The organism is Pseudomonas sp. McL0111, assembly GCF_052567255.1.
In genome coordinates this window covers 952,281-966,738 of record NZ_CP199585.1, presented here as the reverse complement: position 1 = coordinate 966,738, position 14,458 = coordinate 952,281, and the positions used below count along the sequence as shown (strand labels likewise).

The 14,458-nt window shown below is 60.5% G+C and carries 12 protein-coding genes; 10 read left to right on the top strand and 2 right to left on the bottom strand.

Features of this window, described 5'->3' with window-relative positions:
- Positions 1-30: 30 nt before the first annotated feature.
- The 9 genes from ACTWLJ_RS04425 to ACTWLJ_RS04385 all read left to right on the top strand — a co-directional run bounded on the left by ACTWLJ_RS04425 (position 31) and on the right by ACTWLJ_RS04385 (position 9,412).
- The gene (locus tag ACTWLJ_RS04425; protein ID WP_445180003.1) at positions 31-648 is read left to right on the top strand and encodes an NUDIX domain-containing protein; all 618 of its coding nucleotides are present in this window, start codon (positions 31-33) and stop codon (positions 646-648) included.
- Positions 639-1,091 carry a DUF1249 domain-containing protein gene (locus ACTWLJ_RS04420; protein WP_401216154.1) on the top strand — a complete coding sequence of 151 codons (453 nt, stop codon included), beginning with the start codon at positions 639-641 and terminating at the stop codon, positions 1,089-1,091. Before ACTWLJ_RS04425 ends, ACTWLJ_RS04420 begins: the two co-directional genes overlap by 10 nt.
- Positions 1,092-1,205: 114 nt before the next feature.
- The gene (gene cpdA, locus ACTWLJ_RS04415) at positions 1,206-2,021 is read left to right on the top strand and encodes a 3',5'-cyclic-AMP phosphodiesterase (RefSeq protein ID WP_445180002.1); all 816 of its coding nucleotides are present in this window, start codon (positions 1,206-1,208) and stop codon (positions 2,019-2,021) included.
- A gap of 161 nt (positions 2,022-2,182) precedes the next feature.
- Entirely contained in the window at positions 2,183-2,791 is a 609-nt protein-coding gene (locus ACTWLJ_RS04410; RefSeq protein ID WP_445180001.1) for a YqiA/YcfP family alpha/beta fold hydrolase, read from the top strand.
- A gap of 41 nt (positions 2,792-2,832) precedes the next feature.
- A complete protein-coding gene (parE, locus tag ACTWLJ_RS04405; RefSeq protein ID WP_401216151.1) occupies positions 2,833-4,740 on the top strand; it encodes a DNA topoisomerase IV subunit B in 1,908 nt (635 codons plus the stop codon).
- Positions 4,740-5,729: an esterase-like activity of phytase family protein gene (locus ACTWLJ_RS04400; protein ID WP_445180000.1), complete on the top strand. Its 990-nt coding sequence runs from the start codon at positions 4,740-4,742 to the stop codon at positions 5,727-5,729. The genes parE and ACTWLJ_RS04400 overlap by 1 nt, the downstream gene beginning before the upstream one ends.
- Positions 5,726-6,247, top strand: a complete 522-nt coding sequence (locus ACTWLJ_RS04395; protein WP_445179999.1) for a retropepsin-like aspartic protease family protein — start codon at positions 5,726-5,728, stop codon at positions 6,245-6,247. Before ACTWLJ_RS04400 ends, ACTWLJ_RS04395 begins: the two co-directional genes overlap by 4 nt.
- Before the next feature lie 10 nt (positions 6,248-6,257).
- The gene (gene parC / locus ACTWLJ_RS04390; protein ID WP_445179998.1) at positions 6,258-8,522 is read left to right on the top strand and encodes a DNA topoisomerase IV subunit A; all 2,265 of its coding nucleotides are present in this window, start codon (positions 6,258-6,260) and stop codon (positions 8,520-8,522) included.
- Positions 8,523-8,698: 176 nt separating this feature from the next.
- Entirely contained in the window at positions 8,699-9,412 is a 714-nt protein-coding gene (locus ACTWLJ_RS04385; RefSeq protein WP_445179997.1) for a PqiC family protein, read from the top strand.
- 228 nt (positions 9,413-9,640) lie between these two features.
- On the opposite strand, the gene ACTWLJ_RS04380 is transcribed toward ACTWLJ_RS04385, so the two are convergent.
- Positions 9,641-11,158 carry an AhpA/YtjB family protein gene (locus ACTWLJ_RS04380; RefSeq protein WP_445179996.1) on the bottom strand — a complete coding sequence of 506 codons (1,518 nt, stop codon included), beginning with the start codon at positions 11,156-11,158 and terminating at the stop codon, positions 9,641-9,643.
- Between the two features lie 134 nt (positions 11,159-11,292).
- On the opposite strand from ACTWLJ_RS04380, the gene serB reads away from it, so the two are divergent.
- On the top strand, positions 11,293-12,507 hold the full coding sequence (serB, locus tag ACTWLJ_RS04375; RefSeq protein ID WP_401216145.1) for a phosphoserine phosphatase SerB: 1,215 nt from the start codon (positions 11,293-11,295) through the stop codon (positions 12,505-12,507).
- A 132-nt stretch (positions 12,508-12,639) separates the two neighbouring features.
- Here serB and ACTWLJ_RS04370 read toward each other — a convergent pair whose 3' ends face one another.
- A complete protein-coding gene (locus tag ACTWLJ_RS04370) occupies positions 12,640-14,394 on the bottom strand; it encodes a molecular chaperone (RefSeq protein WP_445179995.1) in 1,755 nt (584 codons plus the stop codon).
- Positions 14,395-14,458: the final 64 nt, after the last annotated feature.

Below are 14,458 nucleotides of genomic sequence, written 5' to 3'. Positions count from 1 at the left end.
CGTAATGGATTTGCAGTAAAGAGGATGCCCATGACTGATTTTGCCAATGCCACGCCGAGCACCGTCGATATCGTAAAGCGCGAACGATGCTACGAGGGCTTCTACAAGCTCGACCGCATTCATCTGCGCCATGAACTGTTCGATGGCGGCATGAGTCGCGAGATCAATCGTGAAGTGTTCCTGCGTCACGATGCGGTGTGCATGCTGCCTTACGATCCGCAGCGCGACGAAGTGGTACTGATCGAGCAGTTTCGCATCGGCGCCATGGGCAAGACCGACAATCCATGGCTGGTCGAACTGGTCGCTGGTCTGATCGACAAGGATGAACAACCGGAAGAAGTTGCTCACCGCGAGGCGCAGGAGGAAGCTGGGCTGGACATCAAGGCTTTGTGGCCGATGACCAAATATTTCCCGTCGCCGGGCGGCAGCAACGAATTTGTGCATTTGTATCTGGGGCGTTGCGAAACTTCCGGTGTTGGCGGCCTGCACGGGCTGGAGGAAGAGGCAGAAGATATCCGCGTCACGGTCTGGGCGTTCGAAGATGCCTTGCAGGCCGTACGTGACGGACGAATTGCCAACGCGGCGAGCATTATCGCTTTGCAGTGGCTGGCGCTGAACCGCGCCGAAGTGAGGGGGTTATGGTCGTAAACAAGCTGCGCGATCGTTATCGGGTCGACCTCGTGGGGCTGCAAGCCGCCTGCGAGGCCAACTATGCGCGCCTGATGCGACTGCTGCCGGACATGCGCAACGAACCCGAGGCACGGCGCATCGCCGTGACCCAGGGCGAGCAAATGCTCGGCGTGCTGGCCCTTGAAGTGCTTCAAGCCTGCCCGTACACCACGACGTTGCAGGTGCGCCAGGAACACAGCCTGCCGTGGCTGCCGGTGCCGCAACTCGAAGTGCAGGTCTATCACGATGCGCGCATGGCCGAAGTGGTCAGCGCCGAACATGCAAGACGCTTTCGCGGCATCTATCCTTACCCGAACGCCTCGATGTATCAGCCGGACGAAAAGGCCCAGCTCAATCTGTTTCTCGGGGAGTGGTTGAGCCATTGCCTGGCTTGTGGTCACGAATACGCGGCGGTTCGATAGCGTTTGTATCGCTGCGAGTGTGAACTGTGTCCGGTTCCCGGGTTTCCCCTTTCAGTGATCGCCCAGCATAATTGCGCGACTTATCCGATCCCGTGATTCGCCCAGGAGAACGCCTTGCCGAGCGCATCGACATTGACCACCGCCGACGCGGCGTTGCTGGTGCAAATCTCCGATAGCCATTTGTTCGCCGAAGCGGACGGTTCGTTGCTGGGCATGAACACCCGCGACAGCCTGCAAAAGGTCATCGAACTGGTGCGCGGGCAGCAACCGCAGATCGATTTGATCCTCGCCACGGGTGACTTGTCCCAGGACGGCACGCTGGAGTCGTATCAACTGTTTCGCCAGATGACCGCGCAACTGGATGCGCCGGCACGCTGGATTCCCGGCAACCATGACGAACCGCAGATCATGGCGGTCGCAGCGGTGCAGAGTTCGCTGCTGGAGTCGGTGGTCGATATCGGCAACTGGCGCGTGACCTTGCTCGACTCGGCAGTGCCCGGCTCGGTGCCTGGGTATTTGCAGGACGAACAGTTGCAGTTGCTCGCGCGTTCGTTGAGCGAAGCGCCGGAACGTCATCATCTGGTGTGCTTCCACCATCATCCGGTGTCGATCGGTTGCGCGTGGATGGAACCGATCGGCTTACGTAATCCGGAAGCTTTTTTTGAGGTGCTGGATCGTTTTCCACAGGCCCGAGCGGTGCTGTGGGGGCATGTGCATCAGGAAATCGACCAATTACGCAACGGCGTGCGGCTGATTGCCTCGCCATCGACCTGCATCCAGTTCGAACCGGGCAGTGAAGACTTCAAGGTCGGCGAGCAGGCGCCCGGGTATCGCTGGTTGCGGTTGTTGCCGGATGGACGGCTGGAAACCGGTGTCGAGCGCGTGACCGACTTCGAATTCAGCGTCGATTACGGTTCCAACGGCTACTGAGACGTCACTGGCCTCTTCGCGAACAAGCTCGCTCCCACATTGATTGGAATGCATTCCCCTGTGGGAGCGAGCTTGCTTGCGAAGGCGTCCGCACAAACCCCCACGATTCCCCTGACTCCCTGTAAACTCCGCTTTCTTTCGCCGACAGCCAGGGAGCTCCAATGTCCGGTTCGATCCTCTATATCCACGGTTTCAACAGCGCTCCGGCCTCGAAAAAGGCCTGTCAGCTGGTCGAGGTGATGGAACGGCTGGGTTTGAGCGATCAACTGCGTGTCCCGGCCCTGCATCACCATCCGCGGGAAGCCATCGGTCAGTTGGAACAGGCGATTACCGAGCTGGGCCGGCCGCTGCTGGTGGGAAGCTCACTCGGCGGCTACTATGCGACTCACCTGGCCGAGCGCCATGGCCTGAAAGCCCTGCTGGTCAACCCGGCCGTCAGTCCGCACCGGATGTTCGACGGATACCTGGGGACGCAGAAAAACCTGTATACCGATGAGACCTGGGAATTGACCCACGACCACGTAACGGCCCTAGCCGAACTGGAAGTGCCGGCGCCTCAGGATGCGCAGCGTTATCAGGTGTGGTTGCAGACCGGTGATGAAACACTGGACTATCGCCACGCCCAGCAGTATTACCGGGCCTGTGCCTTGCGCATTCAGGCCGGCGGCGACCATAGTTTCCAGGGGTTTACCGGGCAATTGCCGGCGTTGTTGAGTTTTGCCGGCATTGGCGCCGATGTGTATCAGGCAATCGACTTCACCGCACTGTGAAGTCTTGCCCCTATTTCATGAATTTCTGACGACGAGACCCTATGGCCACTCCCAGCGCTAGCTCTTATAACGCCGACGCCATCGAAGTCCTCTCGGGCCTCGACCCGGTGCGCAAACGCCCCGGCATGTACACCGACACCAGTCGGCCGAACCACCTGGCGCAGGAAGTCATCGACAACAGCGTCGACGAAGCCTTGGCCGGCCACGCCAAATCGGTGCAGGTCATCCTGCACGCCGACCACTCGCTGGAAGTCAGCGATGACGGCCGCGGCATGCCGGTCGACATCCACCCGGAAGAGGGTGTGTCGGGCGTCGAACTGATCCTCACCAAGCTCCACGCGGGCGGCAAGTTCTCCAACAAGAACTACCAGTTCTCCGGCGGTCTGCACGGTGTGGGTATTTCGGTGGTCAACGCCTTGTCGACCGAAGTCCGTGTGCGCGTCAAGCGTGATGGCAACGAATACCAGATGACCTTCAACGATGGCTATAAAGCCTCGGAACTGGAAATCGTCGGCACCGTCGGCAAGCGCAACACCGGCACCAGCGTGTACTTCGCGCCGGACCCGAAATATTTCGATTCACCAAAATTCTCCATCAGCCGCCTCAAGCACGTGCTCAAGGCCAAGGCTGTGTTGTGCCCGGGGCTGCTGGTCAGCTTTGAAGACAAAAGCACTGGCGAAAAAGTCGAGTGGCATTACGAAGACGGCCTGCGCTCGTATCTGGTAGATGCGGTCAGTGAATTCGAACGCCTGCCGAATGAGCCGTTCTGCGGTGTTTTTGCCGGCAACAAGGAAGCCGTGGACTGGGCGCTGTTGTGGCTGCCGGAAGGTGGCGACGCGGTGCAGGAAAGCTACGTCAACCTGATCCCGACCGCGCAGGGCGGTACCCACGTCAACGGTCTGCGTCAGGGCTTGCTCGACGCCATGCGCGAATTCTGCGAATTCCGCAGCCTGCTGCCACGCGGTGTGAAGCTGGCACCGGAAGACGTCTGGGAGCGGATCGCGTTCGTCCTGTCGATGAAAATGCAGGAACCGCAATTCTCCGGCCAGACCAAAGAACGGCTGTCGTCGCGTGAAGCGGCGGCGTTTGTTTCCGGTGTGGTCAAGGACGCCTTCAGCCTGTGGCTCAACGCCAACCCGGAAACCGGTCTGGCGCTGGCGGAACTGGCGATCAACAACGCTGGCCGTCGCCTCAAGGCGAGCAAGAAAGTCGAGCGTAAACGCGTCACGCAGGGCCCGGCATTACCGGGCAAACTGGCTGACTGCGCCGGGCAGGACCCGATGCGTTCCGAACTGTTCCTGGTCGAAGGTGATTCCGCTGGTGGTTCCGCCAAGCAAGCGCGGGACAAGGAATTCCAGGCGATCCTGCCGTTGCGCGGCAAGATCCTCAACACCTGGGAAGTCGACGGCAGCGAAGTGCTGGCCAGTCAGGAAGTGCACAACATCGCCGTGGCCATCGGGGTTGATCCGGGCGCGGCGGACATGAGCCAGTTGCGCTACGGCAAGATCTGCATCCTCGCCGACGCCGACTCCGACGGTCTGCACATTGCGACCTTGCTCTGTGCGTTGTTCGTCCAGCATTTCCGCCCGCTGGTCGAGGCCGGTCACGTCTACGTGGCGATGCCGCCGCTGTACCGGATCGACCTCGGCAAAGAGATTTACTACGCCCTCGACGAAGCCGAACGCGACGGGATTCTCGACCGTCTGGTGGCCGAGAAGAAACGCGGCAAGCCACAGGTCACCCGATTCAAAGGTCTGGGTGAAATGAACCCGCCGCAGTTGCGTGAAACCACCATGGACCCGAACACCCGTCGTCTGGTGCAACTGACGCTCGGTGAAGACTTCGCCGCAACATCGGAAATGATGGACATGCTGCTGGCGAAGAAACGCGCCGGTGACCGCAAGACCTGGCTCGAATCCAAAGGCAACCTCGCCGAGGTGTTGGCCTGATGCGGTTTGGCTGGGCCTTGGCGGGGGCGTTACTGCTGACTTCACTGACGGTATCGGCCGAGCCGGTACCGGAGCTGCGACTATTGTCCGAGCATCCGGTCGAGGGCATGCGCGGCGGTAATCTGTCCGGGCTGGCGATGTGTGGCAAGGATCTGTGGACCGTCTCTGACCGAGACGATGATCAGATTTACCGCCTCGACATTCGCGACCCTGTCTGGAAAGCCGAAACCGTGCGCATTGATGCACCGCCCGTGCCGGACAGCGGGCTGCCTTGGGGGTTGAAGTCTCGCACCTGGGCAGCGTCCTTCGTTCGTGGTGGCGATCTGGATTTCGAGGGCATCACCTGCGACAGCGCCGGCAACCGCTACATCGTCAGTGAAGCCCATGCGTCGGTGTTGCAGGTGTCGCCGGAAGGTACGGCATCGTGGCTGAAGATTTCGCCGATGCTGGTCCGCGAAGCGCGAGCCAGCGGCATGTTGCTGCACTTCAACGCCCTGTTCGAAGGTCTGACAGTCAATCCGGCGGGCGACCAGATCTGGTTGGCCGCCGAACGTGAGCGTCGCGGCCTGCTGAAAATCAAACGTCAACAAACGGTCTGGGATTGCGACGGCGGTTGTGTGCTGCTCAGCGAAGCCGGAGTCGAAATGCAGCCATCGCAGTTTCCCGATGCTCGTCCGGTGACTCGTGACTTCGCCGATCTTTCGCTGTTCAACGGCAAGCTGTTCACCCTTGAGCGAAACGCATACCAGATCTGCCGCCGCGATGCGGTGACGGCCAAGGTCGAACAGTGCTGGTCGTTCGCCGACGAGGCCTTGCAGCCACAGCGACGTTACTCGCAGGCTTTCGGCTTGGCTGAAGCGTTGGTGGTGGATGCCGACGGCGCGTGGATTGGCCTCGACAACAACGACGGCGCCCGTGCTGACGGCGAGAAGCGCCCGATTGTCTGGCGCTTCGCCGCTCCTGAGGGTGGCTGGAGCGCCAGGCCGTGAGCCAGCAGCCGCCGGGCAAACGCGCCGGTCGGGTACTGTTGATTCTGGCGTGGTGCGCGGGGCTGTTTCTGGCCACGCGATTTTTCGGCCAGTGGGAAGAACGTCAGCAGAATCCGAACGTGGTGGTCAGTTCGGAACAGCGCGACGGGGTGATCGAAGTCAAACTGGCCGGCAATGCCCAAGGGCATTTTGTCGCCAGCGGTCAGATCAACGGCGAACCGGTGGAGTTTATGCTCGACACCGGCGCGACTGATGTGGCGATCCCGGCAGAACTGGCCAAGCGCTTGAAGCTGGAACAAGGTTTCGGTGTGACCCTGAGCACGGCCAATGGCCTGAGCCAGGGTTACCGTACAAAAATTGACCGCCTGCAACTGGGCGACATCGTGCTGCGGGACGTCCGCGCACTGGTGGCGCCGGGGCTGCATGGCGATCAGGTGCTGCTCGGCATGAGCGCCCTGAACAAACTTGAATTTACCCAGCGCGGCGGCACCATGCTGCTGCGCCAGACAACGAACTGATGAGGCCCGCATGAGCGACATCCTTGCAGACAGCTTAGATGGCGTAGAACGCCGATCGCTGGCTGACTTCACCGAAAGTGCCTACCTCAACTACTCCATGTACGTGATCATGGACCGTGCCTTGCCGCATATCGGCGACGGTCTGAAACCGGTACAGCGGCGCATCATCTATGCGATGAGCGAGTTGGGGCTGGACGCTGATTCCAAGCACAAGAAGTCGGCGCGTACCGTCGGCGATGTGCTCGGCAAGTTCCACCCGCACGGCGATTCGGCGTGCTATGAAGCGATGGTGTTGATGGCTCAGCCGTTCAGCTATCGCTACACGCTGGTCGACGGCCAGGGCAACTGGGGTGCGCCGGATGATCCCAAGTCCTTCGCTGCCATGCGTTACACCGAAGCACGCCTGTCGCGTTATTCCGAAGTGCTGCTCAGCGAGCTGGGCCAAGGCACCGCGGACTGGGGCCCGAACTTCGACGGTACCCTGCAGGAACCGCTGGTTTTGCCGGCGCGCCTGCCGAATATCTTGCTCAACGGCACCACCGGCATCGCCGTGGGCATGGCCACCGACGTACCGCCGCACAACCTGCGCGAAGTCGCCAGCGCTTGCGTGCGTCTGCTCGATGAGCCGAAAGCCACGATTGAACAGCTTTGCGAACATATTCAGGGCCCGGATTATCCGACCGAAGCGGAAATCATCACGCCCCGCGCCGACCTGCTGAAAATGTACGAAACCGGCAAGGGCTCGGTGCGCATGCGCGCCGTGTACCACGTCGAAGACGGCGACATCATTGTCACCGCGCTGCCGCATCAGGTCTCCGGGGCCAAAGTGCTGGAGCAGATCGCTGCGCTGATGCAGGCCAAACCGTCGAAAGCGCCGCAGATCGCCGATCTGCGTGACGAATCCGACCACGAAAACCCGTGCCGGATCGTGATCATTCCGGTCAATAGCCGCGTCGATCACGAAGCGCTGATGCAGCATCTGTTCGCCAGCACCGAGTTGGAGTCGACCTACCGGGTCAACGTCAACATCATCGGCCTGGACGGCAAGCCGCAGCTGAAAAACCTGCGTGCGCTGCTGGTGGAATGGCTGGAATTCCGCGTGCAGACCGTGCGTCGCCGCCTGCAATTCCGCCTCGACAAGGTCGAGCGTCGCCTGCACCTGTTGGACGGTTTGTTGATCGCCTACCTCAACCTGGATGAAGTGATTCACATCATCCGCACCGAGGAACACCCGAAAGCCAAGCTGATCGAGCGCTTCGCCCTGAGCGAAATCCAGGCCGACTACATTCTCGACACCCGTCTGCGTCAGTTGGCGCGACTGGAAGAAATGAAGCTGCGCGACGAGCAGGACGAGTTGCTCAAGGAACAAGCCAAGCTGCAAGCCTTGCTGGGCAGCGAAACCAAACTGAAAAAACTGGTTCGCAGCGAGCTGATCAAAGACGCAGAAACCTACGGTGATGACCGTCGGTCGCCAATCGTCGAGCGCACCGAAGCCAAGGCTTTGACCGAGCACGACCTGCTGCCGAACGAGAAAGTGACTGTCGTACTGTCGGAAAAAGGCTGGATTCGTTCGGCCAAAGGTCACGAGATCGACGCCACCGGCCTTTCATACAAGGCTGGCGACGGCTTCAAGACCTCGGCAGCGGGGCGCTCCAACCAGTTTGCGGTATTTATCGACTCCACCGGCCGCAGTTATTCGGTACCCGCGCATACCTTGCCGTCGGCCCGTGGCCAGGGCGAGCCGTTGACCGGTCGTCTGACGCCGCCGCCGGGTGCGACGTTCGAATGCGTGCTGATGCCGGAAGACGATGCGCTGTACGTCATCGCCTCCGACGCCGGTTACGGTTTCGTGGTCAAGGGTGAAGACCTGCAAGCCAAGAACAAGGCCGGTAAAGCCCTGTTGAGCCTGCCGAACAACGCCAAGGTGATCGCGCCGCGTCCGGTCACCGACCGCGAGCAGAACTGGCTGGCGTCGGTCACGACCGAAGGTCGCCTGCTGATCTTTAAGATCAGCGATCTGCCACAATTGGGTAAGGGCAAAGGCAACAAGATCATCGGTATTTCCGGTGAGCGTGTGGCCAGTCGCGAAGAATATGTCACGGACATCGCGGTCATTCCGGAAGGCGCCACCTTGGTGTTGCAGGCCGGAAAACGCACCTTGTCACTGAAAGCCGACGACCTCGAACACTACAAAGGTGAGCGTGGACGTCGCGGGAATAAACTCCCGCGTGGCTTCCAGCGGGTGGATGCGCTGCTCGTCGAAAACCTCAATTAGGCGTCCTAGAGAGCTCGATCCACGATTTAACGCGTAGATCGACGCTTTGGCGCTGGAGTCGGAACGCATATTCACGGATGATATGGCCTTTCAAGCGCCGGCGTGGCCGAGCGTTCTTCATATTTATTGAGTATTTTCACTGTGGTCAGCCTTGTGGCGGCCACCTGGACGGGATGATGACTGCTCTGCGCCTTCCTCTTATTTTGTTGCTCGCTGGCGTTCTTGGCCTGGCGGGTTGCAGCGTTCACCAGCCGGTGTCGCTGTATCAACTGGACAGCGGAAGTCCGGTTCAGCCTGCGCAAAGCGCTGGCATGGCGGTTTTGCTGGGCCCGGTAGTCGTAGCCGATTACCTCCAGCGTGAGACCCTGCTGCAACGTCAACCCGATGGCAGCCTGCAAGCATCGACCGATGGTCGTTGGGCTGGCAGCCTTTCGTCGGATATCGATCAGTTGCTGCTGCGTCAGGTTGCCGGTCATCTGGACAGCCAGCGCGTAGTGCTGGCACCGGCGACTTTGGGGTTCAACCCGGATGTGCAGGTATTGCTGACCATCACGCGTCTGGATTCCGGCGAGAAACAACCGGCGATTCTCGATGCGCAATGGCGTTTGATCGACCGTCGTGGTCAGGTACGTGATAACCGCATCATCCACCTGCAAGAGCTGCATGCCGGTAGTACGGCTTCGCAGGTTCAGGCACAGGGGATTTTGTTACAGCGTCTGTCCGAGCAATTGTCGGTAGCGCTCAAGCCATTGGCCAATCAGCCGCCTGTGGCTGAGGCACCGCGCAAGTCGGCCCCGAAACCGGCAGCGCCGGCGGTGGAAGCGGACAAGCAGCCGAAGATTCCGATGGCATCACCGATTCGAACCGATATGGAAGTGTTCCGCTTCTAAGCCTGGATCGAGTCAAGACAGAGCCCGCCTTGTGCGGGCTTTGTTGTATCTGGTGGGCTGGAGATCTGTTGTGTGGCTGCGGGCCTCTTCGCGGGCAAGCCCGCTCCCACAGGGGGGCTCGATCAAGCCATTGTGGGAGTGAGCCTGCTCGCGAAGAGGCCGGGACAGGCAACAAAAAGCCCGCAGACAATCACTCGTCTGCGGGCTTTTTTACAGCTGGGCTAAAGCTTACGCCCGGCGCTCATGCATCCGCGCCAGTTGCCGCTCAAGCATCGACGGATAAGGCTCCATCAAACGTTCGACGCAGCAAGCACCCTCAGGGCTGGCAATCGGCCGGATACGTGCACGCTGGCGAATCAGCGAGTCATCGCTGATCTTGCGCTCCACCAGCAGCAGATTGCGGCTGTGCTGCGACAGCGCCAGTGCATCCTGGGCGGAGTCGGTCAGCAGCAGATCAATCTGGCTCAGGCCAAACAGTTCGTCGCCAAGGGTCAGACCCAGCTGCAATTGCAGGGTGATGCCGCTGTCAGCGACTTCGATCTGCAACTGATGGCCCAATGCGCGAAGCAGCTCGCCGCAGCAGATGGCGTTGGTCAGGTAGTCGTCGCCGCAGTCTTCGGTGTGGAACAGCAACAAACTGCTGCCATCGTTCAGCGTCTCTATTTCGCCCTGATACAACGAAGCAGCCTGTTCGAGGCAGTCGCGATAACGCTCCTGCAACTCATCCAGACGTGCGCGCGGCAAACGACGCAGTTGCTCTTGCGAGCCCAGTTGCACCGCCAGCACCGCCGTGTGTTGCGGCACGCTTGGTGTAGCCTTGCGGATTACCGGTTGCGGGGCTTGGTCCATCGACTCATCACGCAGATCGGCAAACGCGTCGTCGTCCTCATCGTCTTCGACGGTGCTGACCACGCGGCGTGGTGCCGGTTTTTGCGCCGCTACCGGACGGCTCTCATCGAAGCTCGGATCGCGCAGGTTGCGCACTTCGAACTCCGGATCGGCGTCTTCGTCTTCGAACTCGGGTTCCGGCTCAGGCTCGGGTTCTGGAGCAGGTTCCGGGGCGTAGCTGGCGTGCAGCTGGCGTGCCAGATCGCCGATTTCGTCCTGACGTTCGATGCCTGGCGTGTACTCGTCGATCCGGCGCAGCCAGACGCGCAATTGCAGCAGCGGTGTGGAGATGTGCCGGCCCAGACGCAGGCTCAGGGCCAGCGACAGCGCCAACAGAATCGCACTGAGGATGCCCATGCTTTGCAGGCTGATGGTCATCGGCTGCTGGAACTGATCCATATCCAGGCTGATGCGCAGTTGCCCGGCAGTCACGTCCTGGAAAGTGATCTTGCTCTCATACATGCCTTCGGCTTCGCCCAACAGGCTGTGCTTGGGGCGCTGACCGGATTCGGCGAGGATGCGGTTATCCACGCTATAGATAGCCGCGTGGGCCACCAGTTTGTTCTTGGTCAGGTTGTTGAGCAGCACGTTGAGGCTGAGGATGTCGTTGGACACCAGCAGTTCAGTGGCGGAGGTGGCGGTCTGCGTGGTCAGGCTTTCGCCCAGCGCATCGGCCTGCTCGTGCATGGCCTGCTTGAACTGCAAGCCCATCACGCCGGCATAGATGACCAACGCCAAGGCGACCAGGATCACGTTATGACTGGCAATGCGCAATGCAATCGGTACACGGCGATGGCGCAGTGCACGGAAGATCAGCAGGAAGAAGTTATCGGTTTTAACAGGCGTGGGCCGGTTCACTGAGCTCGGCTCTTTTGTCCGTGAAGTTGACGCGCAGTATAGCGACAGGCCCTAGACCGGCAAAGCGCTCGCGGTGCCCGATGGTCACTGAAAGTGGGTAGAATGCGGTTTTTTTCCAGCTGCGGGGGTGCGCGTTGCGCGAAATCGTCCTGATTAACATCACGGGAGTCGACCGTCCGGGTCTGACGGCGGCCATTACCGGTGTTCTGGCCCAGGGTGGCGTGAACATTCTCGATATCGGTCAGGCGGTGATCCACGACACCCTGTCGTTCGGCATCCTGGTTGAAATCCCCGACACCGAGCAAGGCAAATCCGTGCTCAAGGACATCCTGTTCAAGGGTTACGAGCTTGATCAGCAGGTGCGTTTCACCCCGGTGTCCGAAGAGGATTACCAGCAATGGGTGGGCAATCAGGGCAAAAAACGCCACATCGTCACCCTGCTGACCCGCAAAGTGACTGCCGGCCAATTGCAGGCGGTCAGTTCGATTACCGCCAAATACGGTTTGAACATCGACCACATCGACCGTCTGTCGGGTCGTATGCCGCTGGACACTCCGGCCGACAAGGGCAAGGGCTGCATCGAGTTTTCCGTGCGTGGCGAAGCGGCCGATCCGCAGGCGCTGCGTGCCGAATTCCTCAGCGTCGCGCAGGAACTCAACGTCGACATCGCCTTTCAGGAAGATTCGCTGTTCCGTCGCAACCGTCGTCTGGCGGTGTTCGACATGGACTCGACGCTGATCGAGGCCGAAGTCATCGATGAACTGGCCAAGGCTGCCGGTGTAGGTGACCAGGTTTCGGCCATCACCGAGCGGGCGATGTCCGGCGAGCTGGATTTCCGTGCCAGCTTCAAGGAACGTCTGGCGCTGCTCAAGGGCCTGGATGTCAGCGTTCTGGATTCGATTGGCGCTTCGCTGCGCCTGACCGAAGGCGCCGAAACCTTGTTCGCCGAACTCAAACGTCTGGGTTACAAGACGGCGATCCTGTCGGGCGGCTTCACCTATTTCGCCAAGCAATTGCAGGCCAAGCTTGGCATCGACTATGTGTTCGCCAACGAGCTGGAAGTGGTCGATGGCAAGTGCACCGGCGTCGCGGTCGAGCCGATAGTTGATGCGCAGCGCAAGGCTGATCTGCTGAGGGAATTGGCACATAAGGAAGGTTTGCGTCTGGAGCAGACCATCGCGGTCGGTGATGGCGCGAATGACTTGCCGATGCTGGCAATTGCCGGTCTGGGTGTGGCGTTCCGTGCCAAACCTCTGGTCAAACAGTCGGCGAAACAGGCGATCTCCACCCTTGGGCTGGATGGCGTGCTGTATCTGCTGGGCTTCCGCGATCGCGATGGACAGCTCTGAGACTGAAGTAGGCCTTTGTGGCGAGGGAGCTTGCTCCCGCTGGGTCGCGAAGCGGCCCCTCTTTTAAAAAGCATGGGCCTGCTGCGCAGTCCAGCGGGAGCAAGCTCCCTCGCCACAGGTTTCTCTGTATATTCAAAGCGACTTCCACAACGAGTCAAAATCCTCCTCGCTCCCGCCATTCTGCGTCGACTCCAGCGGGCGATAAGCAAACTGATTAAAGCTGTGCGTACTCGCCACCCGCCGATCCAGGCCGGCGCGGCGTTCTTCGCCGTGGGTGTTGATCAGCACTTTACTGCCTTCCTGAAACGGCAAACGTGGTGCCAGCAAAGTCGCCGGCAGATCAATCGCACTGATCTGCGGCAGCAATAATCCGCGCAAGTAATGGCTGTGATCATCCCGCGAGCGCACCAGTTGCAAGCCACAGGGCTGCGCATGCGGTGCGACCAGTTCGATGCCCATTTGCGTACCCGCGTCGCGCACCTGACGAATCCAGCGCACCACCGCAATGCTCCAGCCCTGCTGGGTGCTGTCCTGTATCCCGAGCATTTCACCGGCCTGTAACTCCGCAGGCACTTCCGTCGGCCACGCCAGGCAATAACCGCCGGGGCTGTGGTTGATCACCGGCAAGGTATAGGTCGGATAGTGCGGCGGGCTGTCGGCGTTGTCTTCGTCATCGGCCAGATGTTCGTACTGAATTTCCTCATAGGGCAAGAATTGCTCGGACGTGTTTTGCGGTGCGGCATCGAATGCCTGGCTCCAGCTGTCCTTTTCAGTCTTGGCCACTGCGCTGCTGAAATTTGCTGCCCGAGCGCCGGGATGCTTGAGCAGTTCGCTGAACGTGCGTTCACCGCCGAGATAGAAGTGCAGGGCGCTCATGCCGACGCAAACCGTGAGGCTGCCGTCGCCGACCGTCCGTTGAAAACTGCGTTCGGCGGCCTGGCCCCAACTCGCATGCAGATGCTGCAGGGTATCCAGACTCAAACCGGCCGGCACCGGCAGTGGCGCCGATGTTTCCTGGCGCAGCAGGTGCGCTTCAATGGCATTCACCAGCGGCTGCGGGTCGAACCCCAGCAGGCCGGGTTTTTGCTCACTGCGAAACATGTTGCGATAGCGCGGACCGGCATCCAGTTGCGGCGAGATCGCGAACAGACCGTCATCCGCTTTGCCGGGATGCAGCATGAGCCAGCCACTCCACGCTTCCAGCACCTCGGCCAGTCGGGCGATCTGGTTCTGGCGCAATTGATTGCAGCGGGCGCTGCCCAGTAACAGCGCGGCGAGATAAGTCTGCTCAAGGCTCAGTCCGTTGGTCAGGCTCGCCAGATCATCGTGTACGCGGCGATGTTGCAGCTGTAGTTCGCAGGCGCTGCGATACAACTGATGCAATTCAAACCACAAGTGTTCCGGCGCCGGGTTGTATAGCTGGGTGGCGCGCACCAACTGACCTTTGAGGGCATGGGCGGCGCGTTGCAAGGCCTGGCTGAGCAGCGACGCGCGATCCTTGCTGTACTTGGGCGCAATGCGCAGGACGATCTGTTTGTAGCCAACCGCCAGTTGAGTTTGCAGGGCCTGACACAGGTTGCTGATCTTGCGCGAGCGCTCGTCGAGCATAATCGACTGATGCAGAAAATGCCGTTCCAGATGCTGGCAGACGAAATAAACCTCGGGCCGCAGCAGTTCCAGCAGATGCAGACGATTGTCGCTGGGCGTGAGCAGTTGGTTGAGTTCGCCGAGACCTTGGTACAACAGGCGGGCGGTTTCGCCGATGTTGGCCTTGGGCAGGCCGGCGATCCAGCGCTTGAGGTCGCGCGGGGTGGCTTCGCAGAAAGACAGACGCGATTGAGTCGGGGTCGTGGCGCGAAGAAGCGGAGGGGAGATGGTCTGGCTCATGCCAAAAACCATAGCAGCAAATGCTGTGCTGCGTTCGGCCTGCATCCCTGTAGGAGTTGCCGCA

Bases quoted from the DNA above. Each gene is read 5' to 3' on its own strand.
- ACTWLJ_RS04425 (WP_445180003.1), top strand. From the start codon at position 31: ATGACTGATTTTGCCAATGCCACGCCGAGCACCGTCGATATCGTAAAG.
- ACTWLJ_RS04420 (WP_401216154.1), top strand. From the start codon at position 639: ATGGTCGTAAACAAGCTGCGCGATCGTTATCGGGTCGACCTCGTGGGG.
- ACTWLJ_RS04410 (WP_445180001.1), top strand. From the start codon at position 2,183: ATGTCCGGTTCGATCCTCTATATCCACGGTTTCAACAGCGCTCCGGCC.
- parE (WP_401216151.1), top strand. From the start codon at position 2,833: ATGGCCACTCCCAGCGCTAGCTCTTATAACGCCGACGCCATCGAAGTC.
- ACTWLJ_RS04400 (WP_445180000.1), top strand. From the start codon at position 4,740: ATGCGGTTTGGCTGGGCCTTGGCGGGGGCGTTACTGCTGACTTCACTG.
- parC (WP_445179998.1), top strand. From the start codon at position 6,258: ATGAGCGACATCCTTGCAGACAGCTTAGATGGCGTAGAACGCCGATCG.
- ACTWLJ_RS04385 (WP_445179997.1), top strand. From the start codon at position 8,699: ATGACTGCTCTGCGCCTTCCTCTTATTTTGTTGCTCGCTGGCGTTCTT.
- ACTWLJ_RS04370 (WP_445179995.1), bottom strand. From the start codon at position 14,394: ATGAGCCAGACCATCTCCCCTCCGCTTCTTCGCGCCACGACCCCGACT.